This is a genomic window from Streptomyces sp. NPDC088745, assembly GCF_044751045.1.
GTDB classification, from domain to species: domain Bacteria; phylum Actinomycetota; class Actinomycetes; order Streptomycetales; family Streptomycetaceae; genus Streptomyces; species Streptomyces cremeus.
Genome location: NZ_JBIVLB010000004.1, coordinates 429,570 through 452,784 on the forward strand (window position 1 = coordinate 429,570; position 23,215 = coordinate 452,784).

The window sequence follows — 23,215 nt, forward strand, 5'->3', positions numbered from 1 at the left end:
CGGGCGGTCGGGCGTGCTCCCGGGCTTCGGTTCCGTCCGCACCCGTGGACCCGCCCGCACCTCCTGCGGGGTGCGGGCGACGGGGCCTCCGGGAGGGCCCCGCGGTGACCCGTCGTGGCGGCGACGGGTGACCGGCGCCGCCCCGGCACGCGCTGCGGCCGTGCCGTGGCGGCGCCGGCGCGCGCACCGGGGTGGTCGCCGCACGGGCGGCGCGGTGTGGGTGCCGGACCCGCTGGGCGATTGGCCCTACCTTGGCCGTTATGACCAAGAATGGACAGGAATCGCACATTTCCCGGTTCGACGCGGTGCAGGCCCTCGCGCACAGCACCCCGGAGAACCGGGAGGACCTGATCGAAGCCGCCTGGCGCGCCGGAGTCCGCAACGCGACCCAGCTGGGATCGCACGCGCAGCTCTCGCGCGACGCCGTGTACGAGGTCCTCGCGGCACGCGGCATCGACTGGAACGACTGGGAGGCCGCCCCCGTCCCGCGCCCGGACGCGCTCACCGCCGAAGCCGCCGACAAGGCGGCCCGTACGACACACGAGCTGACCGAACCCTTCGTCGAGGACACCGCCGACCCCGGACCGCTCAGCACGGTCGCCCACCAGTTGTCCGGGGCCTACCGCAGCATCGCGGCCCTCCTGCTCGACGACCTGCCGGCCGAGGCCCGGCTGGAGACCGGGGAGGAGCTCTCCGACTTCCTCCAGATCGCGCTGCACCACTCGCACGTGTACCGCGCCTCGCGCAACACGGCCCACGAGCTGACCCAGCAGATCAAGCGGGCCGACTCCGAGATCACCTTCCTGCGGCCGATCGCCACGGCCGCCACCGTCACCCTCGCCCTCCCCACGGGACGGTCCGTGGACGTACGGATGGAGATCGGGGAGGGCGACAAGAGGATCACGGTGACGTCGAGCGACCCGGCGCTGGACCCGGTGATCGAAGCCGCCGAACTGCTCGAACTGCACACCGCGCTGGACATGATGGCCCAGGTCTTCACCGGCCATCACTGAAGGGCCCGCCGTCGGCAGACCAGCGCGGCCAGTGCCTGGAACACCGCCGCGGCCAGCAGCGCCGCCGGGACGGACCGTGCGGCCACCGGCCCGGCGAGCGCCGCGCCCAGCGCGAACCCGGTGATCTTCAGACTGGCCCCGGTCGTGAACACCTGGCCGCGCAGCCCTTCGGGAGCCTCCCGGTGACGTATCGCGAAGAGCGCGGTGAGCTGCGGCCCCGTCGCGCAGCCCGCGAGCACGGCGGCGGCGACGAGGAGCCCCGGGTGCCGCGTCGCGGCGAGGAGCATCGCGACCGCGAGCAGGGCCGCGCTCGGCCCGAGCACGGCGTCCGGCCGCGGCGGGAGCGGGCGGCGGGCCAGTGACGCGTTGGCGGCGAGCGCGGCGCCGGCGGACAGCGAGAGCAGCAGGGCGCCCCGGTGCGCTCCGCCCAGCGCCGACGCCCCGAGCAGCGGAGTCACCGCGACGAACACGCCCTCGCCCGCGCAGGACAGCACGGAGGCGGCCGTCGCCCGGGCGAGCGGGCGGCGGCGCAGCAGGACGCGGAATCCGGCGGCGAGGCCCGCCGCCACGGACGTACCGGTCCTCGTGCGGTCCGGGGACGCGGGGAAGCGCCATGCCACCGGGAGCGCCGCGGCGACGAGCGCCGCCGCCACGACGACGGAGGCCTCCGCCCCGGCGGCCGCCGTGACTCCCGCGGCCAGGACGGGACCCGCCAGCGCGGCCGCGTCGAAGGTCATCGCGTCCAGCGCGCCGGCCCGGGGAAGCCCGGACCGCCGGACGGCGTCGGGCAGCCGGGAGGACCAGCCGCCGGACAGCGCCGGGCCGAGGAGCCCGGCCCCGGCGGCCAGCAGGAGCGGAACCGGGGCGGGGGTGCGGCCCAGCGTCAGCAGGACGGCCGCCAACCCCGCGGCGTACAGCGCGAGCGATCCGGCGAGCAGCCGTCCCGGCTTGCGGGCCCGGTCGAGCAGGGCCCCGAACAGCGGTCCGCCCAGCGCCGCCGCGACCGTCAGCGCCGCCAGCAGGGACGCGGCGGTGGACGACGAACCGGTGACGGCGAGGGCCAGCAGCAGGAGGGCGGGGCCCGACATCTCGTCACCGGTGCGGGCGAGGACGGCCCCGGCCGCATAGAACTCCAGGGAGCAACGCTTCGGCATGGCGGGCACGTTACGTCGGTAACGCAAAGACGCACCAGTAGCGTTACATTCGACGGATGCTGACGATGCGCACCGCCCGGCGGACCGTGGCCCTGATCAATGTCCTGAGCGAACGGGGGCAGGACGCCGCCGCGGTGGACGCGGTCGCGGAAGTCCTCCTGGAGTACGGGGAGACGGAGCCGCTCGGCCTCGACGAAGGAGACCTCGCCGGCCTCCGCGCGGCGGCCCTGTCCCTGCGGGAGGTGTTCGCCGCCACCGACGCAGACACCGCGGCCGCCACCCTCAACGGGCTGCTGGGCGAGGTCCGGGGCCAGCTGCGGCTCACCTCGCACGACGGCGGCACCGGATGGCATCCGCACCTGGACAGCGACGACGAAGCACCCTGGGGCGAATGGTTCCTGGCCTCCTCCGTGCTCGCCCTGACCGTGCTCCTGTGGGACCGGCAGGCGCCCCCGGGCGGACTCTGCGCCTCCCCGCGCTGCCCGCACGTCTACCTCGCCCACGGCAGCGGCCCGGAGCGCCGCTACTGCTCCCGCCGCTGCGCCACCCGCGAACGCGTCGCCGCCCACCGCTGGGGGCGGGGGCAGCCGCCCGCCGGGCGGCCGTGACGGAACCCGGGAGAAAACCTGTGGCGCGCCGCCGGAGGGTGCGGTTATGGTTCAGCCTGTTCCTCCGGCGGTGCTCAAGCACTGCCGGTCAGCCGGTCGAAACAAGGCAGGAGGTGGGCCCGATGGCTGCCGTCGTCGTCATGGGTGCCGCGCGCACCCGGAAGCCCGTTCTCCCCACCACCTCCGTGGCCACCGGCTGAATCGCTTCACCTTCCGCGTCCGTGAACGCGGTGCCGGGGCCGTCCCTGAAGGGTCCCACCTTGTCTTCTGCTGCTTCCCCGCAGTCTGCTTCCGCTTCCCCGCTCCACGCTTCCGCGTCCTCGCACCCGCTCTCGCCGTACGGCTGGGACGCGCGGTGGGAGGCCGAGTTCGCCCCGTACGCCGAGCAGGGCCTGCTGCCCGGCCGTGTCGTGCGGGTCGACCGGGGGCAGGCCGATGTCGTCACCGCCGGCGGACTCGTCCGCGCCGACACCGCGCTCGTCACTCCGCACGACCCGCTGCGCGTGGTGTGCACCGGCGACTGGGCCGCCGTCGAGCCCGCCGGTGATCCGCAACTGATCCGTGCGCTGCTGCCGCGCCGTACCGCGTTCGTACGGTCCACCTCCTCCCAGCGGTCCGAGGGGCAGATCCTCGCCGCCAACGTCGACCACGCGGTCATCGCGGTCTCGCTCGCCGTCGAACTGGACCTCGGGCGCATCGAACGCTTCCTCGCCCTGGCCTGGGAGTCGGGCGCGCAGCCGCTGGTCGTCCTCACCAAGAGCGACCTCGTCCCGGACGCCACCGGGCGCTCCTACCTGGTCGAGGACGTGGAGACCACCGCGCCCGGCGTCCAGGTGCTGGCCGTCAGCTCCGCCACCGGGGAGGGCCTGGACGTCCTCGGGGCGATCGTCGCCGGCGGCACCAGCGTGCTGCTCGGCGTGTCCGGCGCGGGCAAGTCCACGCTGGCCAACACCCTGCTGGGCAAGGACGTGATGGAGGTGCAGGCCGCCCGTGACGTCGACGGCAAGGGGCGGCACACCACCACCACCCGCAACCTGCTCGCGCTGCCCGGCGGGGGAGTCCTCATCGACACCCCCGGGCTGCGCGGGGTCGGGCTGTGGGACTCCGAGGCCGGGGTCGGCCAGGTGTTCTCCGAGATCGGCGAACTGGCCGAGGAGTGCCGCTTCCACGACTGCGGGCACGTCTCCGAGCCGGGCTGCGCCGTGCTCGCCGCCATCGAGGACGGCTCGCTGCCCGAGCGCCGGCTGGAGAGCTGGCGCAAGCTGATGCGCGAGAACCGGCGCATCGTCGCCAAGACCGACGCCCGGCTGCGCCAGGAGATGCTGAAGAACTGGAAGCAGATGGGGGCCGAGGGCCGCACCAACGGCGCCCTCAAGCGCGGGCAGCGCATCCGGTAGCGCCCGCCCCGGGGGTTCTTCCGGCCGTACGACGCGACCGCCCCGCCCTCCCCGGCTCCCCGGACTCGATGTCCGAATCCCGCGAGCCCGGGGGGCCGGGGCGGCGCACACTGGGGGCATGAACGCCGCCGACGACACCCGCTACGAGGCCGTGAGCAGCCGGGACGCCCGTTTCGACGGGGTGTTCTTCTTCGCGGTGACCAGCACCGGCATCTACTGCCGCCCGAGCTGTCCGGCGGTCACCCCCAAGCGGGCCAACGTGCGTTTCTTCCCCACGGCGGCCGCCGCCCAGGGCCACGGCTTCCGGGCGTGCCGCCGCTGCCGCCCGGACGCGGTGCCGGGGTCGGCGGAGTGGAACGTCCGCGCGGACGCCGTCGGCCGGGCGATGCGGCTGATCGCCGACGGAGTGGTCGACCGGGAAGGCGTCCCGGGCCTCGCCGCCCGGCTGGGCTACAGCTCCCGGCAGGTCCAGCGCCAGCTCACGGCGGAACTGGGGGCGGGGCCGATCGCCCTGGCCCGCGCGCAGCGGGCGCACACCGCGCGCGTCCTCCTCCAGACGACCCGGCTCCCGGTCACCGACATCGCCTTCGCCTCGGGTTACGGGAGCGTGCGCCAGTTCAACGACACGGTGCGCGGGATCTACGCCCGTACGCCCACCCAACTGCGCGCCGAACGCGGCACCCGGCTCGCCTGCCCCGCCCCCGACGGCACGGCTCCCGGCCACCCCCTCGTCGCCGGTGTCCCCCTCCGGCTCGCCTACCGGGGCCCCTGTGCCGCCCGCGAGACCTTCGACCTCCTCGCGGCGGAGGCCGTGCCCCGGATCGAGGAGGTACTCGGCGAGCCGGGCACGCGCACCTACCGGCGCACCCTGCGGCTGCCGCACGGCACCGGGGTCGTCTCCGTGGACGAGGCTCCGCGCCCCGGCTGGCTCGACGCCCGGGTCAGCCTCTCCGACCTGCGCGACCTCACCACCGCCGTGCAGCGCCTGCGCCGTCTGTTCGACCTGGACGCCGACCCGTACGCCGTCGACGAACGGCTCGGGGCGGACCCGAGGCTCACCGCGCTCGTGGAGGCGCGGCCGGGGCTCCGTTCGCCCGGCGCCGCCGACCCCGACGAGTGCGCGCTGCGCCTGCGGGTCGGCCGGGAGCGGGCCGCCGCGCTGGTCGAGGCGCACGGGGAGGCCCACCCCCACCCGTGCGGCACCCTCGACCGGCTCTTCCCGACGCCGGACGCCCTGACCGGCGAGCCGGACGCCGGTCCGCTGGCCGCGGCGCTCGCGGCCGGGACCGTACGACTCGATCCGGGAGCCGACCGGGAGGCGGCGGCACGGGCGCTGGCCGGTGTGCCGGGCCTGGCGGCACGGACGGCGGCCCGCATCCGGATGCGCGCGCTGGGCGACCCGGACGTCGCGCTCCCGGACCTGCCGGACGAGGAGAGCTGGCGGCCCTGGCGCTCCTACGCCGCCCAGCACCTCGCCCTGGGCGCCCGTGTCCCGGGCGCCGCCCGTCTCACCCCCACGCCGCCCGTACCAGTGCGGTGACCACCACCGCCCCCACCAGCGCCAACGCCAACGGCACCCGGCACAGCCGCAGCCCGATGACGGCGGCGAGGCCGGCGAGCACCGCCGGATCGAGGTCCGACCAGCCGGGGCCCGCGATCTCCACGAGCACGAAGGCGGCCAGCAGCACGGGCGCGAGCAGGGCGATCACCGTGCGCGCCCGGTCGGGCAGTTCGCGGCCCGCGAGGACGGCGGGGCCCGCCGCCTTGCAGGCGAAGCTGACGAGGGCGACCGCCCCGACGGCGGTCCACAGGACGGCGGGGCTCATGCCCGGGCCCCCTTCCGGCGCCACAGGCCCGTCAGCGCCGCCAGCCCCGAGCCGATCAGGGCGAGCCCGGTGGGCAGGAAGGCGATGAGCACGGCGGCGAGCAGCGCGCCCGCGAGCGCCGGCAGGCGGTTGGCGCGGTCCTTGCGCAGCTCGTCCAGGAGGAGCGCGGCGAACAGCGCGGGGGTCAGGACGTCCAGGCCCAGCGTGTGCTGGAGGCCTGCGTCGGGGGCGAGCACGACGCCCAGCGCGGTGCCCGCCACCCACGGCGGCCACTGCGCGAGCGTCGCCCCGAACAGCAGCGACCGGTCGAAGCGGCCGCCGCCCAGGTGCGCCGCCGCCCACGAGGCGTCGACCACCGCCTGCCCCTCGAAGGCCCGCCGCAGCCGCCCGCCGCGCAGGTCGCCCGCGACGGCGACGCCCATCGGCAGGAACCTGGAGTTGATCATCGCGGCGGCCGCCACGGCCGAGCCCAGCCCGCCGGTGGAGAGCGTGGCCACCAGGGCGAACTGGGCCGAGCCCGAGAACACCACCGCCGAGCAGACGATCGGCACGACGACGCCCCAGCCCTGCGCCTGCGTCACCGCCCCGAAGCTCAGCGCGAGCAGGAAGGAGGCCGCGCCGAACCCCGCACCGATCCGCAGCCCGGCCCGGAAACGCGTGCGCGGCGCGGGGGCGCCGGAACCGGGGTCGGAGGGTGCGGGGTTCGAGGGGTCCCCGGGCGGCGGGTCCGGTTTCCGGGGCGTCGGGGCGGCCGGGGGCGTGGGTGAGGCGTCCGTGCGAGAGGAGTCGCTCATCCCGCCACTCTAACAAGCTAAACGCGTTGAGGGTGTTAGAACGCTATCCTGGGGACGTGACCCTCGACAGACCCGAGCCCCAGTTCATCGCCGGACACCCCGTCCTCGACCTCGTCAACACCGTCGCCTGGCGCACCGACGACGCCCGCCGCACGGAGCGCGTGACGGGCGCGCGGGAGTGGGCCCGGTGGGCGGCCGGCGCCGGAATCGACGCGCCGCCGGGCGGGGCCGACGGCCTCCCCGCGTTGCGGAACGCGCTCGGGGAGATCCTGGACGCCCTGGCCGACGGTGTCCGCCCGCTGCCGTCCGCCCCCTGGCAGGAGCTGAACCGGGCGATCGTGGGCGCGCGGCAACGGGCCCGCCTGCCGGCGGAGCTGCCGCTGCGCTGGCGGCCCGCCGGGCTCGCCGACGCCCTCGCCCTGTCGGCCGAGGAGCTGCTGTCGGGTCCGGACGCCGAGCGGATCGGCCGGTGCCAGGGGCCCGGCTGCGGCTGGTTCTACCTGGACCGCACCCGGGCGGGCAACCGCCGCTGGTGCAGTTCCGGCGACTGCGGCAACCGGGCCAGGGCGCGCCGCCACTACGCGCGGAACGCTCAGTCCTCGCCCAGGTAGGCCCTGCGGACGGACGCGTCGTGGAGCAGGTCTGAGCCCGTGCCGGAGAGGACGACCCTGCCGGTCTCCATCACGTGGCCCTGGTCGGCCAGCGCGAGCGCCGCCTGCGCGTTCTGTTCGACCAGCAGGATCGTCGTACCCGTGGACCTCAGCTCCCGGATCGTCTCCATGATCTTCCGCATCATGATCGGGGACAGGCCCATGGAGGGCTCGTCCAGCATCAGGAGCCTGGGGCGGGACATCAGCGCCCGCCCCATGGCCAGCATCTGCTGCTCGCCGCCCGACAGGGTGCCGGCCGCCTGCCGCCTCCGCTCGCCCAGGACCGGGAAGAGGTCGTACGCCCGCCGGACGTCCCGGGCGATGCCCGCCTTGTCGCCGCGCAGGAACGCCCCGAGCCGGAGGTTCTCCGTGATGGTCAGGCGCGGGAAGATGTGCCGGCCCTCGGGGGAGTGGGCCAGGCCGAGGGAGACGATGCGGTGGGCGGGGACGCCGGAGAGCGGCGTGCCGTCGAAGACGATGCGGCCGCCGGCCGGTCTCAGGAGGCCGGAGAGGGTGCGGAGGGTGGTGGTCTTGCCCGCGCCGTTGGCGCCGATCAGGGTCACCACCTGGCCCTCCTCCACCCGGAACGAGATCCCCTTCACGGCCTCGATCCTGCCGTACGAGACACGGAGGTCCTCGACCTCCAGCAGCGCGGTCACGCGGCGGCCCCTTCCGTGGTGCCCAGGTAGGCGGCGACGACGCGTTCGTCGCCCCGTACGACGTCGGCCGTGCCCTCCACCAGCTTCTCGCCCCGCACCAGGCAGGCGACCCGGTCGCAGAGCTCGAAGACGAAGCGCATGTCGTGCTCGATGACCAGCACGGCGGTGCCCCGGTCGCGGATCGCGAACACCAGCTCCTCCGTCACGCGTGTCTCCCGGGGGTTCATCCCGGCGGTCGGCTCGTCGAGCAGGAGCAGACCCGGATCGCTCGCCAGCGCGCGGGCGATCTCCAGCTTGCGCTGCTCGCCGTAGGGGAGGTTGCGGGCGAGCTGGTCCGCCTTGGCGGCGAGACCCGTGAACTCCAGGAGTTCCAGGGCGCGTTCGCGTGACTCCGCCTCCGCGCGCCGGAAGCCGGGGCCCCGCACCAGAGCCGACAGCAGGCCCTCCTTGGTGCGGGTGTGGCGGCCGACCAGGACGTTCTCCAGGACCGTCATGTGCGCGAAGAGGCGGATGTTCTGGAAGGTGCGGGCGATGCCCGCCTTCGTCACCAGGTGGGGCTTGGGCGGCAGGACCGCGCCCCGGTACCGGACGGTGCCCCCGGTCGGGACGTACAGCCCGGTCAGGCAGTTGAAGAAGGTGGTCTTGCCCGCCCCGTTCGGGCCGATCAGGCCCACGATCTCGCCGCCGCCGACCCTCAGGTCCACCCCGCGCACGGCGGTCAGCCCGCCGAAGCGCATGGTGACGCCGGTCGCGTCGAGTACGTACGCGTCACTCATGCCGTGGCTCCCGCCGCGTCGTGGTCCACGCGCCCCCGCCGGTCCGCGACCAGGCCGTCCGGCCGGAACCGCATCAGCAGGATCAGCGCGATACCGAAGGCCATCAGTTGGTAGTCCTGCAGGAACTGGAGCTTCATCGGGATCAGGTAGAGGAGCGCCGCTCCGATCAGCGGCCCCGCCACCGTGCCCGTCCCGCCGAGGACCACCGCGGCCAGCAGGAAGGCCGAGTTGGGCGGCACCGCGCCGGCGAACTGGTACGGGTCGGGGACCACCGCGTACGACACGTGCGCCTGCACGGTGCCCGCGACGCCCGCCAGGGCCGCGCCCAGCGCGAAGGCGGTCAGCTTCAGCCGGAAGCTGTTGACGCCCATCGCGGTCGCCGCCGTCTCGTCCTCGCGGATCGCCACCCACGCCCGCCCGGTCCGTGACTCCCCGACCCGCTGGAAGACGACCACCACCACGGCGGTGACCAGCAGCATCAGCAGGAAGTAGTTGGCGAAGCGGCCCAGTTCGACCCCGGCGACCACATGGGTCGCGCCGAAGTCGAAGCCGAGGAGGGACAGGTCGGGGATGTTGGGGATGCCGCCGGGGCCGCCCGTGATGTTCGGCCCGGAGACCCCGTCGAGGTTGTTCACGGCGATACGGAAGATCTCGCCGAAGCCCAGCGTCACGATCGCGAGGTAGTCGCCCCGCACCCGCAGCGTCGGCGCGCCGATGAGCAGACCGAACAGCATGGAGACGAGACCGCCCGCCAGCACCGCCGCCCAGAAGGGCAGACGGAGACCGAGAGCGGAGGCGGACGCGCCCGACACCAGCGCCGCCGTGTACGCGCCCACGCCCAGGAAGGCCACGTAACCGAGGTCGAGCAGCCCGGCCAGGCCCACGACCACGTTCAGGCCGAGCGCCACCGTCGCGAAGATCAGGATGTTCACGCCCACCGACATGTACGTCTCGTCGGAGCCCGTGAAGGGGAAGGCGACCGCGGCCACGAGCGCCGCCGCGGCGGCCGTCGTACGGTGCCGGGCCGTCAGCCCGGTCAGTCGGGCGAGCAATCCCGCCCTCGCCAGACCGGCCGCCGCGAAACCCGCCGTGACCAGGAACCCGGCGAACAGCGCGCCCTCCGTCCCGATGCCGTACGTGAAGACCAGCAGCCCGGCGCCCGCGGCGGCCGAGATCAGCGACAGCTCGGCCCAGGCGGGAAGCCGTCGCGCCCTCGCGGGCTCCCGCGCGTCCGGCGGCAGCAGGAACGCCCCCGCCATCGGCACCGCCGAGGCCGCCGCCGCGAACCAGCCGCCCCCCACCACGTTCACCGCGCCGCCCAGCGTCCAGGCGATCGACGCCACCGCGAACCAGGTGACGGCCAGCGCGCCCAGCGCGTACCACCGCAGCGCGGCCGTCGCCCCGGCCGGCGCCGCCCACCGGAAGCCCCTCACCCCGTACCCGCCCAGCGAGCCGAGCACCGTCAGCAGCCCGGACACCAGGGTGAGCACCTGCAGCCCGCCCGGCCACCCGTTCACCGTCAGGTCCCCGGGGAACTCCCGCGTCCACGTCCACGCCACGAAGGCGGAGGCGGCGGTCAGCACACCGCCCGCCGCGGTGAGCGCCCGGGCCCGGCCCGCCCGCGCGGACGGCGCGGCGGCCGGCGGTGCGGCGGGGGCCGTCTCCGTCAGGCCGGTCGTCGTGTCCGTCCCCCGCACGCCCTTCCTCCCTGTCGCGGTCCCCATCCCCCTCACGCCCTGTCCGCGGTGAGCTTGCTGAACAGGCCCTGCGGCCGGATCAGCAGCACCACGATCAGCAGCGCGAACGCCCACACGTTCGCCCACGCCCCGCCGCCGAAGAGCTCCAGACCCGGCAGGAACTTCACGTAACCGGAAGCCAGCGCCTCCGCCAGGCCCAGCGCCAGGCCGCCCAGCATCGCGCCCTGGATCGAGCCGATGCCGCCCAGCACGGCGGCCGTGAACGCCTTCAGCCCGGTGACGAAGCCCATCCGGAAGTCCACCTGCCCGTACCGCAGCCCGTGCGCCACCGCCGCCAGCGCGGCGAACGCCGCCCCGATGGCGAACGCGGTGACGATGATCCGGTCGGTGTTGATGCCCATCAGCCGGGAGGTGTCCGGGTCCTGCGCGGTGGCCTGCATGGCGCGTCCGGTGCGGGTGCCGCGGACGAACCACGTCAGCGCGAGCATCGACAGGACCGCGGACGCCACCAGGAACACGTCCCCGGTCTGCACGGTGACCGGACCCACCGCGAAGGGGCCGCCCGGCAGGTGCGGGAAGGTGCGGGCCTGCTTGGCGTCCGGATACCAGGCCCACACCATCTGCTGGACGGCGATGGACAGGCCGATCGCCGTGATCAGCGGGGCCAGCCGGGACGACCCGCGCAGCGGCCGGTAGGCGAGCCGCTCCGCGAGGACCGCCACCGACGTGGACACCAGCACGGCGGCCAGCAGCATCACCGGCAGCGCCAGCCACGACGACACACCGTCCGGCAGCATCAGGAACGCGGTGAGGGCGCCGAAGCCCCCGGTCATGAAGACCTCGCCGTGGGCGAAGTTGATGAGCTGGACGATGCCGTAGACCATCGTGTAGCCGATGGCGATCAGCCCGTACATCGAGCCGAGCAGCAGGCCGTTGGCCAGCATTTGCGGCAGTTCGTGCACTGCGACGCCTCCGTGGAGTCCGTGGGAGAGGGGAACGAGGGGAACGAGCCGGCTACTTGGGGGTGAAGGTGCCGCTGGTGACCGGTGTCCACGCGCCGTCCTTCACCTGGTTGACCGTCAACTGCCGGTTGGTGGTGTCCCCGAACGCGTCGAAGGAGACCTTGCCCGTCACCCCGTCGAAGGAGACCTTCTGCACCGCCGCGGTGACCTTCGCGCGGGCGTCGGCCGGCAGCTTGCCGCCGTTCGCCGCGACCACCGCCTTCACGGCCTCGATCAGCGTGGTCGCCGAGTCGTGCGCGTAGCCGCCGTAGGCGCCGTAGGGGTCCTTGAACTCCGCCGCCTCGTACGCCGCGGCGAAGGCCCTGCCCGCCGCGCCGTCCTCCAGCGGCGCGCCGACCGTGGTGCAGTAGTCGCCCGTCGCGCCGCCGCCCGCGAGCTCGACGAAGTTGGCGTCCGAGATGCCGTCGCCGCCGACCAGCGGGATCTTCACGCCCGCCTTCTTCAACTGGCCCGTCAGGGGGCCCGCGTCCGGGTACTCGCCGCCGTAGTAGACGAACTGCGCGCCCGAGGTCCTGATCTTGTTGATCACCGAGGAGAAGTCCTTCTCGCCGGAGTTGATCTGGTCGGTCTCCACCACCTGCCCGCCGCGCTTCTCGAACTCCGCGGTGAAGGTGGCCGCCAGGCCCGCCCCGTACGCCTTCTTGTCGTCGACGACGAAGACCTTGGTGAGCTTCAGGGTGTCGTGCAGGTGCTGGGCGGCGAAGGGGCCCTGCACCGCGTCCGTGGTGGCGGTGCGGAAGTACGTCGTGAAACGGCGCTCCTTGGCGCCCTTCGCCCAGTTGTCGCCCTGGGTGAGGCCGGGGCTGGTGGTCGCCGGGGAGACGACGGCCAGCTTCGCCTGCTCGAAGATCATCTGCATGGACTTGGCGACGCCCGAGTTCAGCGGGCCGACCACGCCGAGCACCTGCTTGTCGCCGGTGAGCGCGGTGGCGTTCTGCTGGCCGGTGCCGGGCTGGCCCTGGTCGTCCAGCGACTTCAGGGCGAACGTCACCCCGGGCACGGCCCGGGACCTGTTGGCCTGGTCGACGGCGAGCTGGGCGGCGTTCTTCGCCCCGATCGCCAGGGCCGACAGGTCGCCGGTCAGCGGGCCGTCGAAGCCGATGACGACGGTGGTCCCGCCACCGGCCGTGCCGTCCGCCGCGCCGGCCCCGGAGCGGGTGCCGCAGGCGGAGACCAGGAGGGCGGAGCAGACCGCGAGAGCGGGCAGGGCGACGGTGCTTCTGCGCATGGGAGGAGGTCCTTTGCGGGGAGGGAGGAAGATCACGGCTGGCTGTTGCGGAACGGCCGGTCCGGCCGCCCGAGGTTCGGCTCGCCGAGCACCTTGGGGGCGGACAGGGCGTAGATGCCGTGGTTGGTCAGCGCCCACGCGATGTTGCGGTCCCACTCGACGTACACGCCGTGCGTCTGGTTGCCGTACGCGTACTCGGGGGTGTCCCTGCCGTACGCCTTCGGCACGAAGTACGCCGCGACGCGCGGCTTCTGTGGCTTCGTCACGTCGAAGAACTGCACACCGGCGTTGTAGAAGCCGTAGCTCAGGACGCCCGCGTCGTGTTTGCCGGGGTTGGTGTAGTAGCCGGTCCGCTTGGGGCCGAAGCTGCCGCGCCGCTGGCAGTAGTCGGTGAACCCGGCCTCCTTCGGCGGGGTCGGCCGCGGGAGGCGGCCCACGATCCGCGGGTTCGCCGGGTCCTTCGCGTCGACCTGGAAGATCTCCTTGTACGGCTCGTAGCAGTCCTCGGTGAGCGGGTAGCCGGAGACGTAGACCATGCCGGTCCGCTCGTACTGCGACACGTCCACGTTGTCGCCCTCGGTGCCCGCCACCGACGGCGGCAGGTCCAGGTGGCCGACGGCCCGCATCCTCGCCGGGTCCGAGATGTCGAGCACGGTGAGCCCGAGTCCGCCCTGCACCGCGAACGCGTGACGCCCGCCCTGCTCGGGCGGCCTGGGCACGAAGAGCGGCATCCGCGCGCCCAGCCAGCTCGTCCGGTTCCCGCACCGCGGGTTCTGCCGGTACGCGGCGGACTCGCCGGTGACCTGGCCCGGCAGGTGCCAGGTGTCGAGCAGCTTCGGGTGCGCGGGGTCGGACATGTCCCAGGACTGGTAGCCGGCGGAGTGCAGGTTCGTCGGGTACTCGTTGTTCGCGTAGCTGTCGTCGGGCGCGACCGCGAGGAACATGTACCTGCCCCCGGTCCAGTACGGCACGTCCAGCGAACCCGAGCCCTGCTGCGGCCTGCTGAGGTCGCTGTGCAGCGGATCGCGCTGGGTGGAGTCCGTCGAGACGGTGGCCAGCAGCCTCCAGTCCTTCTTCCGCGGCCCGTCCAGGCGGTAGACCTTGAAACCCTTCAGGCCCTTCTTCGCGCGCAGCTTCGCCACGCCGTCCGGGTTGCTGTACTTGTCCTGGCCCGGCTGGTCCTTCAGCTCGCTGATCTGCCGCTTGTCCTCGAAGCTCACCACCATCACATAGGCGTTCAGCTTCTTGTTCCACTGGACGGTGGAGCCGCCCCAGTAGTCCCCGGCGGCCCAGTCCCGGCTCGCCTTCGACTCGTCGCCGCCGACGTCCGCGCGGGTCAGCTTCTCGACGATCCTGACCTTCTTCACGTCGGTCACGTCGTAGACGCGGGCCTCGGAGCGGTCGTACTGGAAGAGGTAGCGGCGGCCGTCGAAGTCCACGACGTTCTGCCAGGTGTGGAAGTGGTCCGGGGTGAAGTCCGCGCCCTCGTAGGCCGCCTCGACCTTCATGTTCCTGCTGTACGACTTCGTGTCGTACCGCGCGTTCCGCCCCGGGAAGGGGTGCGGGTGCTCCTCGTCGAGCGGGGTCAGCGAGGGGTGCAGGAAGCTCTTGTCGAGCTGCATCCCGTACGACTTGGGATCGACCGGCTCCGGCCGGCGGTCCGCGCAGACGGTGGGGATGCCCGGGTCGGCGGGCGCGGCGGCGACCGCGTCCCCGGGGACGGGCGCGAGGAGGGCCGCGGTCACGGCGGCGGCGGCGGTCGCCGCGAGCACGACCTTCGACGGGGTGGGGCGGGGGAGACGCATCCGACGGTCCTTCCGGAAAGACCAAGGGGGACAAAAGCGGAGGAAAGGGATGGTGTGGAGGTGTGGAAGACCGGGGGAGGGGCGGCGGGGGCCGCGCCTCCCCTGACCGGCGAAGGGGGATCAGGTCACGGTGGAGCGCTGCTGGAAGCGCGGCTCCCGGTGCTCCCCGGTGCTGACGATCTCGTGCAACTGCCGTACGCAGTACAGGACATCGGCGTACGACACGTACAGCGCGTTCACCCCGAACCGCAGCAGGTCCGGCGCCCGCATGTCGCCGATGACACCCCGCGCCACCAGCGCGGCCACCAGCGGGTACGCCTCCGGGTGCCGCAGCGCGACCTGGCTGCCCCGGCGCTCGGGCTCGCGCGGGGTGGCCGCGGTGAAGCCGAAGCCGTCGAGCAGGGCGTCCGCGCACTCCTGGAAGAACCCGGTGAGCGCCAGGCCCTTCGCCCGCACGTCCGCCATGTCCACCCCGTCGTACGCGGTCAGCGCCGCCTCCAGGGCCAGCAGCGACAGCAGCGGCGGCGTGCTGATCCGGGCCCGGCCGATGCCGGGCGCGGGGGTGTACGAGCCGTGCATCCCGAACGGGTCGGCGTGCCCGTGCCAGCCCGTGAGCGGCTGGTCGAAGGAACCCTGGTGGCGCTCGGCCACGTACAGGAAGGCGGGCGCGCCCGGCCCTCCCGACAGGTACTTGTAACCGCAGCCGACCGCGAAGTCGGCCCCGACCGCGTCCAGTCGCACCGGCAGCGCGCCCGCGGCGTGGCACAGGTCCCACAGCATCAGCGCGCCCGCCTCGTGCGCGGCGGCGGTCAGGGCCGCCATGTCGTACGCCTCACCCGTCCGGTAGTCCACCGGCGCGTACGCGGCGACCGCCACGTCGAAGCCCTCGGCGGCCAGCACCGACCGGGCCTCCCGGGCGGGCGCCCGCCGCACCTCCACTCCGAGCAGCCGGGCCACCGAGTCGGCGATGTACTGGTCGGTGGGGAAGTGGTCCGGATCGGTGAGCAGCAGGCTCCGGCCGGGCCGCAGCCGGACCGCCGCCACCAGCGCGTTGTAGAGCTGCACGCTCGTGGAGTCCCCGGCGACGGTCTGCCCGGGGGCCGCCCCGATCAGCGCGCCGACCGCGTCGCCGACCCGCAGCGGGGCGCTCCACCAGTCGTTGTCGTTCCACGACCGGATCAGACCGGTGCCCCACTGCCGGTGCACCGCGTCCGTGAGCGCCCCGGGCACCGCGGCCGGCAGCGCGCCGAGGGAGTTGCCGTCGAGATAGACGACACCCTCGGGGAGCAGGAACCGCTCCCGGACGTGGGCGAGCGGGTCGGCCGCGTCCAGTGCCCGGGACCGTGCCCCGAACTCCTTCAACCGCTGTGCGAAGTCCATCAGTTGCGCTCCCTGTCGGCTACGAGATCGAGGGCGATGTCGGTGAGCAGGTCCTCCTGCCCGCCGACCATCCGGCGCGCCCCCGCCTCCACGAGCAGGGAGCGGGTGTCCAGCCCGTGGCGGGCGGCGGTGGTCTCCGCGTGCCGCAGGAAGCTGGAGTACACCCCGGCGTACCCGAGCGTCAGCGTCTCCCGGTCGACCCGCACCGGCCGGTCCTGCGTCGGCCGCACCAGGTCCTCCGCCGCGTCCATCAGCGGGAACAGCGCACAGCCGTGCTCCCAGCCCATCAGGTCGGCGACCGCGATGAACGGCTCCAGCGGCGCGTTGCCGGCCCCCGCGCCCTGCCCGGCCAGCGAGGCGTCGACGCGGTACGCGCCCGCCTCCACGGCGACGACGCTGTTGGCGACGCCGAGCGCGAGGTTGTGGTGGGCGTGGATGCCGATCTGCGTCCCGTCACCGAGCACGTCCCGGTAGGCGCGCACCCGCTCCCGGACGCCGTCCATGGTCAGCCGCCCGCCCGAGTCGGTGACGTACACGCAGGCCGCCCCGTACGACTCCATCAGCTTCGCCTGCCGGGCCAGCTCGGCCGGCTCCGCCAGGTGCGACATCATCAGGAACCCGGCGACGTCCATCCCCAGCTCCCGGGCCAGCGCGATGTGCTGGGCGGCGACATCGGCCTCGGTGCAGTGCGTGGCGATCCGGACGGAGCGCACGCCGAGCGCGTGTGCGCGGCGCAGGTCCTCGACGGTGCCGATGCCCGGCAGCAGCAGCGTCGTCAGCTTCGCCCGGGTGAGGACGGAGGCGGCGGCCTCCAGCCACTCCCAGTCGGTGTGCGCCCCGGGCCCGTACGTGACGGAGGACCCGGAGAGCCCGTCGCCGTGCGCGACCTCCACGGCGTCCACACCGGCCGCGTCCAGCGCGGCGGCGATCGTGCGGACCTGGTCGACGGTGTACCGGTGCGACACGGCGTGCATGCCGTCCCGCAGGGTGACGTCCTGGACGTACACGCGCGTCATGACGCGCTCCCTTCGACGGCGGCCAGCCGCTCGGCGGTACGCAGGGCCGCGGACGTCATGATGTCGAGGTTCCCGGCGTATCCGGGCAGGTGGTGGCCGGCGCCCTCCACCTCCAGGAACACCGAGACCAGCACCCCGCCGGACCCTTCGAGCCCGGCCAGCTCCGCCAGTGGGTCGCCCGCCGCCAGCCTGCGGAACTGCGGCTCCTGCTTCAGCCGGTAGCCGGGCACGTAGGCCGCCACCTCGGCGGCCTTCGCCCGCACCGCGTCCGCCACCGCGTCCGTGTCGCAGTCGCCGGTCACGCAGTGCACGGTGTCGCGCATCAGCAGCGGCGGCTCCGCCGGGTTCAGCACGATGATCGCCTTGCCGCGCCCGGCCCCGCCGACCTGCTCCAGCGCCCGCGCGGTCGTCTCGGTGAACTCGTCGATGTTGGCCCGGGTGCCGGGGCCCGCCGAGCGCGAGGCGATCGAGGCCACGATCTCCGCGTACGCCACCGGGGTCACCGCCGAGACGGCCGCGACGACCGGCACGGTGGCCTGCCCGCCGCACGTCACCATGTTCAGGTTCGGCGCGCCCAGGTGGGCGTCCAGGTTCACCGAGGGCACCACGTACGGGCCGATGGCCGCCGGGGTGAGGTCGATCAGCCGCTTGCCGTACGGGGCGAGGGCGGCGGCGTTGCGGTGGTGCGCCCCGGCGGAGGTCGCGTCGAAGACGACGTCGATCCCGTCGAAGCCGTCCAGGGCGATCAGCCCCGCGACGCCGTCCGCGCTGGTGGGAACGGACAGCCGGGCGGCACGGGCCAGCCCGTCGGACGCCGGGTCGATGCCGATCATCGCGGCGGCCGTGACGGCCCCCGAGCCCCGGACCATCTTGACGAGGAGGTCGGTGCCGATGTTGCCGGAGCCGATGACGGCTGCCTTCAGCGCGCTCACCGCATGGCCTCCTGTCCCGTCCGATGACGTACGAGGCCGAAGAAGCGCACCGCGTTCCCCCCGAGCACGGCCGCCTTCTCGGCGTCCGTGAGCGCGCTCTCGCGCACCAGCCCGCCGATCTCCGCCTCGCCCAGCGGGAACGGGTGGTCGGAGCCGAGCAGCACCTGCTCCGCGCCCATCACCTGCACCAGGTGCTCCAGCGCGCGCTGGTCGAAGACCGCCGAGTCGACGCTGAACCGGTCGGTGTACGCCGACGGCGGGTGCGGGCTGTCCGCCCGCACCAGGTCCCTGCGCCGCCAGGCGTTGTCCGCCCGGCCCACCAGGTACGGGAAGCTGCCGCCGCCGTGCGCGAACAGCAGCCGCAGTGAGCGCGGGAGGTGCTCGAAGGCGCCGGACAGCATCATCGACAGGAGGGTGAGGTGGGTCTCGGCCGCCATGCCGACGAGCCACTGGAGCATGTACCGCTCGACGCGCGGCCCGCCCGGCATGTCCCAGGGGTGCACGAGGACGGGCGCGTTCTCGTGCGCGCAGTGGGTGAGGAACTCCACGACCGCGCCGTCGTCCAGGTCGCGTTCGCCGATGTGGTTGCCGATGTGCACCCCGTGGAAGCCCTGCCCCATCGCCTCGGTGACCATCGCGCAGGCCGCCTCGGTGTCCTGGAGCGGCACCTGGCAGAGCGCGGCCAGCCGCTGGGGGGCGTACGAACCAAACTCCAGGAGACGGGAGTTGACCATGCGGCACCAGTCGGCCGCCCGGCCGGCGTCCGCGTCGTACCCGAAGAGCAGCGGCGTGCTGGACAGCACCTGGACGTCGACGCCCAGCCGGTCCAGGTCGGCGACGCGGGCCGCCGGGTCCCACAGGGTGCGCCGGACGGGCCGGTACTCCCGGGAGCCGCGCATCATCATGCCCCGGCCGGGGCCGTCGGCGCCGTCCGAGCGCAGCCAGGGGCCCTCGTCGTCCTGGAGGAGACGGGACTCGGCGCGGGAGATCCGCGGGAAGACGTGCGCGTGCACGTCCACGACGGGCCCGCCGTGCGCGGGCGTCATGCGACCGGTTCCGAACCGGGCGGGGCGGTCGTCGGGCGCAGGGCGTCCGGCCAGTCCCTGCCGGGGTGCACGGCCGCGCAGTGCGGGCAGGTGCGGGCGGCGTCGTCGCCGTAGAAGGCGTCGAACACCGGCGGCAGGTCGGCGACGATCGACTTGAGCTGCACCTCGCTGCGGTGCACCAGGCGGTGGCAGTTCACGCAGTACCACTCGAAGGCGTCCAACGAGCCCTCGGGGCGCGCGAACTCGACCACCAGCCCGATCGAGCCCTCCTCGGGCCGCTGCGGGGAGTGCCGCAGGTGCGCGGGGGCCAGATAGACGTCGCCCTCGCGGATGTGGAGGTCGCGCGGCGGCGCGCCCTCCTGCTCCATCACCCGGAGCACCATGTTGCCCTTGAGCTGGTAGAAGAACTCCTCGATCGGGTCGTCGTGGAAGTCGGTGCGGCGGTTGGGGCCGCCGACGACGGTGACCATCAGGTCGCTGTCCTGCCACACCTGGACGTTGCCGACCGGCGGCTTCAGCAGGTGCTGGTGCTCGTCGATCCAGGAGCGGAAGTTGAACGGTGCGGTGGGTGACTTCCTCATCGGGCTGGTGCTCATGCGCGGGACTCCTCGGGGAGTGGGGCGAGGGGCAGGTGGGCCACCGCGCTGATCTCGATCAGCAGCAGCGGGTGCGGGAGTTGGTGGACGGCGACCGTGGTGCGGGCGGGGCCCGACGCGTCGAAGTAGGTGGCGTAGACCTCGTTGTAGCCGCCGAAGTCGTTCATGTTCACCAGGTAGGCGGTGACGGAGACCAGGTCGCGCAGGCTTCCCCCGGCGGCTTCGAGCAGCCGGCCGATGTTGTCGAGCACGGCCCGTGTCTGCTCGCGGATGTCGAGGTCCGTGACGCCCATCGGGTCGGCCCGGGCCCCGGCGAAGGTGCCGTCCGGCCGACGGGAGCTGGTACCGGAGACGAAGACCAGGTCACCGGCGCGGCGCAGGTGCGGGAACCGGCCGCGGGGGGCGGCCGCGCCTTCGACGATCACGTCCGGGCCTCCTTCGGCACGGTGCTGAAGCCGACCGTGCCGAGCCCCGACACGGTCGCCCGCACGTGCACGCCGTGCGGCAGCGGGACGGCGGCGGTGGCGGCCCCCGCGAGGACCACCGTCCCGGCGGCGAGGACTCCGCGCGGGGCGAGGCGGGCGGCGGCGGCCAGGGCGCGCAGCGGGTGGCCGAGGACCGCGGCGGTCGAACCGGCCTCCACCAGCCGGCCGTCGATCTCCAGCAGGACCCCCCGGTCGGCGAGCTCGACCGGCGGACGCCACGGCCCGACGGCGTACCCGGCGGCGGAGGTGTTGTCCGCGATGACCTCGGGCAGCGAGAACGCGAAACCGTCGTACCGGGAGTCGATCACCTCCAGTGCGGGGGCCACCGCCGCGACCGCGCCCAGCGGATCGACGGTGCCGGGCTCCAGCGGCCCGCCGAGCAGGAACGCCACCTCGGGCTCCACACGGGGGTGGATCAGGGCGCCCGCGTCGAAGGTGTCGCCGTCGGCGATCCGCATGCGGTCGGTGAGCCGGCCGTGGATGAGGTCGTGCACGCCCATCTGACGCATCTTCGCGGTGCTGGTGAAGCCGAGCTTGAAGCCGGTCAGGCGGGCGCCGCGCTCCACCTGCCGGGCGACGAGACGCTCCTGGACGCGGTACGCGTCCTCGGTCCCGTGCAGCCCGCTGCTGCCGCTCGCGAGCGTGGTGCGGGTGAGCGCGGCGTCGTCCAGGGCCGCCGCGCACTCCTCCAGCCGGGTGCCGCTCATGCGTCCTCTCCCTCCGGGTTCGCCGCGAACGCGGCCCGTACCGAACCGAGGCCCTCGATCCGCGCCTCGACCACATCGCCCGGCGCCACGTCCACGACCGGCCCGAGCGCCCCGGTCAGCACCGTGTCCCCGGCCCGCAGCGGACGACCGAGCGCGGCCAGGGTGCCGGCCAGCCAGAGCGCGGCGTTCAGCGGATGGCCCAGGCAGGCGGCCCCGGCCCCGACCGACACGGGCTCGCCGCGCCGCTCCAGGACCGCGCCGGCGGTCCGCAGGTCCAGGGCGTCCAGGGCGACCGGCCGGGCGCCGAGGACGTACACACCGCTGGAGGCGTTGTCGGCGACGGTGTCGACCAGGCTGATGTCCCAGTCGCGGACCCGGCTGCCGACGACCTCGATCGCGGGCAGGGCGAACGCGGTCGCCCGCACGAGGTCCGCGACGGTGCTGTGCCGGTGCGGCAGGTCCGCGCCGAGCACGAGCGCGACCTCCACCTCGGCGCGCGGCTGGAGCACCGCGCCGAAGGGGACCTGCGCGCCGTCGCAGAACGCCGTGTCGTCGAAGAGGGCGCCGAAGTCCGGGGATTCCACGCCGAGTTGGCGCTGTACGGCGGCGGAGGTCAGGCCGACCTTCCACCCGGTGACGCGGCGCCCCGCGGCGAGCCGCCGCCCGGTGGTCAGGTGCTGCACGGCGTAGGCGGCGGCGAGGTCGCCGGGCGGGAGGAGGTCCCGCACCGGAGCGGTGGGGACACCCGTGCTGCGGGCCTCGTCGAGCCGGTCGGCGGCCTCGGTGATCTCCTTCGAGAGGTCCGGCCGGTCTCGTACGGGGTCCTTCGCGCGGTCGTGGCCGGTCATATCTTCACGCACACATTCATCGGCTCGGAGAAGAAGTCGAGGGAGTGGTGGCCGCCCTCGCGGCCGATCCCGGAGGCCTTCACCCCGCCGAAGGGGGTGCGCAGGTCCCGCAGGTTCCAGGTGTTGACCCAGGCGATGCCGACGTCCAGGCGCGGCGCGACCCGGTGGGCGCGGCTCAGGTCGCCGGTCCAGACGGTGGCGGCCAGCCCGTACGGCCCGGCGTTGGCCAGGGCGAGGGCCTCCTCCTCGGTGTCGAAGGGGGCGAGGTGGACGACCGGCCCGAAGATCTCCTCCCGTACCGCGGGGTGGTCCTCGGGCAGCCCGGCCAGCACGGTCGGCCGCACCCAGAACCCGCCGTCGCGGTCGTCCCCGAACACGGGGGCGTCACCGCCGGCCAGCACCGTGCCGTCGGCGGCGGCCCGCGCGAGGTACCCCGCCACCTTGTCCCGGTGCTCGGCCGACACCATCGGCCCGTACGTCACGGACCCGGCGCCCTCGGCGAGCGCGGCGGCGAACTCCGCGAAGACGGGACGCTCGACGTACACCCGCTCGGTGCACAGGCACACCTGGCCGCTGTTGGTGAAGGCGGACCGCAGCGTGCCCTCGACGGCCCGCTCCAGGTCGGCGTCGGCGAACACCAGCCCGGCGTTCTTGCCGCCGAGTTCGAAGGAGACCGGGGTGAGGTGGTCGGCTGCGGCCCGCATGATCGCGCTTCCGGTCCTGGACTCACCGGTGAAGGCGATGGCGTCCACGCCGGGGTGGGCGGTCAGCCACGCGCCGGCGGCGTCCGCGCCGTGCCCGTGGACGAGGTTGAACACCCCGGCGGGCAGACCCGCCGCGTCGATCACCTCGGCCAGCAACTCGGCCGTCGACGGCGTGAGTTCGGACGGCTTGGCCACGACCGTGTTGCCCGTCGCCAGCGCCGGGGCGACCTTCCACGTGAGCAGCAGCAGCGGAAGGTTCCACGGCGCGACCACCGCGACCACGCCCAGCGGCTTGTGCACGGTGTAGTTCAGCGCGCCGCGCCCGTCGGGCGTCCCGGTGTGCCAGGACCGCTCACCCCGGGAGGCCGAAAGGTCGGCGTAGGCACGGAAGTTGGCGACGCCCCGTGGAATGTCGACGGCGGCGGCCAGCTCGCGCGGCTTGCCGGTGTCGGAGCACTCCGCCGTGACGAACTCCTCGAAGCGGACCTCGATGCCGTCCGCGATCCGGTGCAGCGCGCGGGAGCGGTCGGCGGGGGAGTACGCGGCCCACGGCCCGGAAAGAGCCGCGCGGGCGGACCGTACGGCGGCGTCCACGGTCGCCGCGTCCGCCTCCGGGACCAGCCCCACGGTGCGCCCGTCCACGGGGTCCACCAGGGGGAAGACGTCCCCCTCGGCGTGGAACCGTCCGGCCGTGTAGTGCCGCACCCTCCGCACCTGCCCTGCGGGCGAACTCACCGTCGTGACCTCCCTGTTCCGGCGTGCGTGACAGAACCCGGGGAGACCGGACGTGGGTGACGAAACCTGCCACTGGTGTCCGGTTCCCTGCGTGTGCATCATGAGCCGGGTCACATATGCCGAGCCAATGCCGGAAC

At 74.1% G+C, this 23,215-nt stretch carries 23 protein-coding genes; 5 read left to right on the forward strand and 18 right to left on the reverse strand.

Annotation, left to right across the window (positions count from 1 at the left end; all coding sequences use genetic code 11):
- The first annotated feature begins 260 nt into the window (after positions 1–260).
- Positions 261–1,013, forward strand: a complete 753-nt coding sequence (locus ACIP93_RS14725) for a hypothetical protein (RefSeq protein WP_401758608.1) — start codon at positions 261–263, stop codon at positions 1,011–1,013.
- Here ACIP93_RS14725 and ACIP93_RS14730 read toward each other — a convergent pair.
- Positions 1,007–2,167 carry an MFS transporter gene (locus ACIP93_RS14730; RefSeq protein WP_401758610.1) on the reverse strand — a complete coding sequence of 387 codons (1,161 nt, stop codon included), beginning with the start codon at positions 2,165–2,167 and terminating at the stop codon, positions 1,007–1,009. The genes ACIP93_RS14725 and ACIP93_RS14730 overlap by 7 nt on opposite strands.
- A 56-nt stretch (positions 2,168–2,223) precedes the next feature.
- On the opposite strand from ACIP93_RS14730, the gene ACIP93_RS14735 reads away from it, so the two are divergent.
- From ACIP93_RS14735 to ACIP93_RS14745, 3 genes are all read left to right on the forward strand, one after another.
- The gene (locus ACIP93_RS14735; protein ID WP_401758613.1) at positions 2,224–2,775 is read left to right on the forward strand and encodes a CGNR zinc finger domain-containing protein; all 552 of its coding nucleotides are present in this window, start codon (positions 2,224–2,226) and stop codon (positions 2,773–2,775) included.
- Between the two features lie 260 nt (positions 2,776–3,035).
- Entirely contained in the window at positions 3,036–4,172 is a 1,137-nt protein-coding gene (rsgA, locus tag ACIP93_RS14740; RefSeq protein WP_401758616.1) for a ribosome small subunit-dependent GTPase A, read from the forward strand.
- A gap of 118 nt (positions 4,173–4,290) precedes the next feature.
- Positions 4,291–5,712 carry a bifunctional transcriptional activator/DNA repair enzyme AdaA gene (locus tag ACIP93_RS14745; RefSeq protein WP_401758619.1) on the forward strand — a complete coding sequence of 474 codons (1,422 nt, stop codon included), beginning with the start codon at positions 4,291–4,293 and terminating at the stop codon, positions 5,710–5,712.
- Here the strand turns inward: ACIP93_RS14745 and ACIP93_RS14750 are convergent.
- Both ACIP93_RS14750 and ACIP93_RS14755 read right to left on the reverse strand, forming a co-directional pair.
- Positions 5,681–5,998 carry an AzlD domain-containing protein gene (locus ACIP93_RS14750; RefSeq protein WP_401758622.1) on the reverse strand — a complete coding sequence of 106 codons (318 nt, stop codon included), beginning with the start codon at positions 5,996–5,998 and terminating at the stop codon, positions 5,681–5,683. The genes ACIP93_RS14745 and ACIP93_RS14750 overlap by 32 nt on opposite strands.
- A complete protein-coding gene (locus tag ACIP93_RS14755; RefSeq protein WP_401758624.1) occupies positions 5,995–6,792 on the reverse strand; it encodes an AzlC family ABC transporter permease in 798 nt (265 codons plus the stop codon). The genes ACIP93_RS14750 and ACIP93_RS14755 overlap by 4 nt, the downstream gene beginning before the upstream one ends.
- Positions 6,793–6,848: 56 nt before the next feature.
- On the opposite strand from ACIP93_RS14755, the gene ACIP93_RS14760 reads away from it, so the two are divergent.
- Complete coding sequence (locus ACIP93_RS14760; protein ID WP_345217832.1) at positions 6,849–7,403, forward strand: CGNR zinc finger domain-containing protein; 555 nt, start codon at positions 6,849–6,851, stop codon at positions 7,401–7,403.
- Here the strand turns inward: ACIP93_RS14760 and ACIP93_RS14765 are convergent.
- The 15 genes from ACIP93_RS14765 to ACIP93_RS14835 all read right to left on the reverse strand — a co-directional run bounded on the left by ACIP93_RS14765 (position 7,385) and on the right by ACIP93_RS14835 (position 23,078).
- Positions 7,385–8,101, reverse strand: coding sequence for an ABC transporter ATP-binding protein (locus ACIP93_RS14765; protein WP_401758628.1), 717 nt, complete (start codon positions 8,099–8,101; stop codon positions 7,385–7,387). The two genes, ACIP93_RS14760 and ACIP93_RS14765, sit on opposite strands and share 19 nt — an antisense overlap.
- Positions 8,098–8,877 (reverse strand): ABC transporter ATP-binding protein, encoded by a 780-nt coding sequence (locus ACIP93_RS14770; protein ID WP_401758631.1) that lies wholly within the window; start codon positions 8,875–8,877, stop codon positions 8,098–8,100. Before ACIP93_RS14770 ends, ACIP93_RS14765 begins: the two co-directional genes overlap by 4 nt.
- A complete protein-coding gene (locus tag ACIP93_RS14775) occupies positions 8,874–10,574 on the reverse strand; it encodes a branched-chain amino acid ABC transporter permease (RefSeq protein ID WP_401758634.1) in 1,701 nt (566 codons plus the stop codon). The genes ACIP93_RS14770 and ACIP93_RS14775 overlap by 4 nt, the downstream gene beginning before the upstream one ends.
- Positions 10,575–10,606: 32 nt before the next feature.
- Positions 10,607–11,536, reverse strand: coding sequence for a branched-chain amino acid ABC transporter permease (locus ACIP93_RS14780; RefSeq protein WP_401758637.1), 930 nt, complete (start codon positions 11,534–11,536; stop codon positions 10,607–10,609).
- A gap of 52 nt (positions 11,537–11,588) precedes the next feature.
- Positions 11,589–12,824 (reverse strand): branched-chain amino acid ABC transporter substrate-binding protein, encoded by a 1,236-nt coding sequence (locus ACIP93_RS14785; protein WP_401758640.1) that lies wholly within the window; start codon positions 12,822–12,824, stop codon positions 11,589–11,591.
- A 32-nt stretch (positions 12,825–12,856) separates the two neighbouring features.
- Entirely contained in the window at positions 12,857–14,629 is a 1,773-nt protein-coding gene (locus ACIP93_RS14790; protein ID WP_401758643.1) for a hypothetical protein, read from the reverse strand.
- Positions 14,630–14,749: 120 nt separating this feature from the next.
- Complete coding sequence (kynU, locus tag ACIP93_RS14795; protein ID WP_401758646.1) at positions 14,750–16,009, reverse strand: kynureninase; 1,260 nt, start codon at positions 16,007–16,009, stop codon at positions 14,750–14,752.
- Positions 16,009–17,025 carry a 4-hydroxy-2-oxovalerate aldolase gene (gene dmpG / locus ACIP93_RS14800; RefSeq protein WP_401758649.1) on the reverse strand — a complete coding sequence of 339 codons (1,017 nt, stop codon included), beginning with the start codon at positions 17,023–17,025 and terminating at the stop codon, positions 16,009–16,011. Before dmpG ends, kynU begins: the two co-directional genes overlap by 1 nt.
- Positions 17,022–17,957, reverse strand: coding sequence for an acetaldehyde dehydrogenase (acetylating) (locus ACIP93_RS14805; protein ID WP_401758652.1), 936 nt, complete (start codon positions 17,955–17,957; stop codon positions 17,022–17,024). Before ACIP93_RS14805 ends, dmpG begins: the two co-directional genes overlap by 4 nt.
- The gene (locus ACIP93_RS14810) at positions 17,954–19,003 is read right to left on the reverse strand and encodes an amidohydrolase family protein (RefSeq protein WP_401758655.1); all 1,050 of its coding nucleotides are present in this window, start codon (positions 19,001–19,003) and stop codon (positions 17,954–17,956) included. Before ACIP93_RS14810 ends, ACIP93_RS14805 begins: the two co-directional genes overlap by 4 nt.
- Positions 19,000–19,599, reverse strand: coding sequence for a 3-hydroxyanthranilate 3,4-dioxygenase (locus tag ACIP93_RS14815; protein ID WP_401758658.1), 600 nt, complete (start codon positions 19,597–19,599; stop codon positions 19,000–19,002). Before ACIP93_RS14815 ends, ACIP93_RS14810 begins: the two co-directional genes overlap by 4 nt.
- Positions 19,596–20,024, reverse strand: a complete 429-nt coding sequence (locus tag ACIP93_RS14820; RefSeq protein WP_401758661.1) for a RidA family protein — start codon at positions 20,022–20,024, stop codon at positions 19,596–19,598. Before ACIP93_RS14820 ends, ACIP93_RS14815 begins: the two co-directional genes overlap by 4 nt.
- A complete protein-coding gene (locus tag ACIP93_RS14825) occupies positions 20,021–20,791 on the reverse strand; it encodes a 2-keto-4-pentenoate hydratase (RefSeq protein ID WP_401758664.1) in 771 nt (256 codons plus the stop codon). The genes ACIP93_RS14820 and ACIP93_RS14825 overlap by 4 nt, the downstream gene beginning before the upstream one ends.
- Positions 20,788–21,639, reverse strand: a complete 852-nt coding sequence (locus ACIP93_RS14830) for a 2-keto-4-pentenoate hydratase (RefSeq protein WP_401758667.1) — start codon at positions 21,637–21,639, stop codon at positions 20,788–20,790. The genes ACIP93_RS14825 and ACIP93_RS14830 overlap by 4 nt, the downstream gene beginning before the upstream one ends.
- Positions 21,636–23,078, reverse strand: coding sequence for a 2-hydroxymuconic semialdehyde dehydrogenase (locus ACIP93_RS14835; protein WP_401758670.1), 1,443 nt, complete (start codon positions 23,076–23,078; stop codon positions 21,636–21,638). The genes ACIP93_RS14830 and ACIP93_RS14835 overlap by 4 nt, the downstream gene beginning before the upstream one ends.
- Positions 23,079–23,215 lie beyond the last annotated feature (137 nt).

Excerpts from the sequence above, each read along its gene's own strand:
- ACIP93_RS14725 (WP_401758608.1), top strand. The coding sequence starts at position 261 with ATGACCAAGAATGGACAGGAATCGCACATTTCCCGGTTCGACGCGGTG.
- ACIP93_RS14730 (WP_401758610.1), bottom strand. The coding sequence starts at position 2,167 with ATGCCGAAGCGTTGCTCCCTGGAGTTCTATGCGGCCGGGGCCGTCCTC.
- ACIP93_RS14735 (WP_401758613.1), top strand. The coding sequence starts at position 2,224 with ATGCTGACGATGCGCACCGCCCGGCGGACCGTGGCCCTGATCAATGTC.
- ACIP93_RS14745 (WP_401758619.1), top strand. The coding sequence starts at position 4,291 with ATGAACGCCGCCGACGACACCCGCTACGAGGCCGTGAGCAGCCGGGAC.
- ACIP93_RS14750 (WP_401758622.1), bottom strand. The coding sequence starts at position 5,998 with ATGAGCCCCGCCGTCCTGTGGACCGCCGTCGGGGCGGTCGCCCTCGTC.
- ACIP93_RS14755 (WP_401758624.1), bottom strand. The coding sequence starts at position 6,792 with ATGAGCGACTCCTCTCGCACGGACGCCTCACCCACGCCCCCGGCCGCC.
- ACIP93_RS14770 (WP_401758631.1), bottom strand. The coding sequence starts at position 8,877 with ATGAGTGACGCGTACGTACTCGACGCGACCGGCGTCACCATGCGCTTC.
- ACIP93_RS14785 (WP_401758640.1), bottom strand. The coding sequence starts at position 12,824 with ATGCGCAGAAGCACCGTCGCCCTGCCCGCTCTCGCGGTCTGCTCCGCC.
- ACIP93_RS14790 (WP_401758643.1), bottom strand. The coding sequence starts at position 14,629 with ATGCGTCTCCCCCGCCCCACCCCGTCGAAGGTCGTGCTCGCGGCGACC.
- kynU (WP_401758646.1), bottom strand. The coding sequence starts at position 16,009 with ATGGACTTCGCACAGCGGTTGAAGGAGTTCGGGGCACGGTCCCGGGCA.
- dmpG (WP_401758649.1), bottom strand. The coding sequence starts at position 17,025 with ATGACGCGCGTGTACGTCCAGGACGTCACCCTGCGGGACGGCATGCAC.
- ACIP93_RS14810 (WP_401758655.1), bottom strand. The coding sequence starts at position 19,003 with ATGACGCCCGCGCACGGCGGGCCCGTCGTGGACGTGCACGCGCACGTC.
- ACIP93_RS14815 (WP_401758658.1), bottom strand. The coding sequence starts at position 19,599 with ATGAGCACCAGCCCGATGAGGAAGTCACCCACCGCACCGTTCAACTTC.
- ACIP93_RS14825 (WP_401758664.1), bottom strand. The coding sequence starts at position 20,791 with ATGAGCGGCACCCGGCTGGAGGAGTGCGCGGCGGCCCTGGACGACGCC.
- ACIP93_RS14830 (WP_401758667.1), bottom strand. The coding sequence starts at position 21,639 with ATGACCGGCCACGACCGCGCGAAGGACCCCGTACGAGACCGGCCGGAC.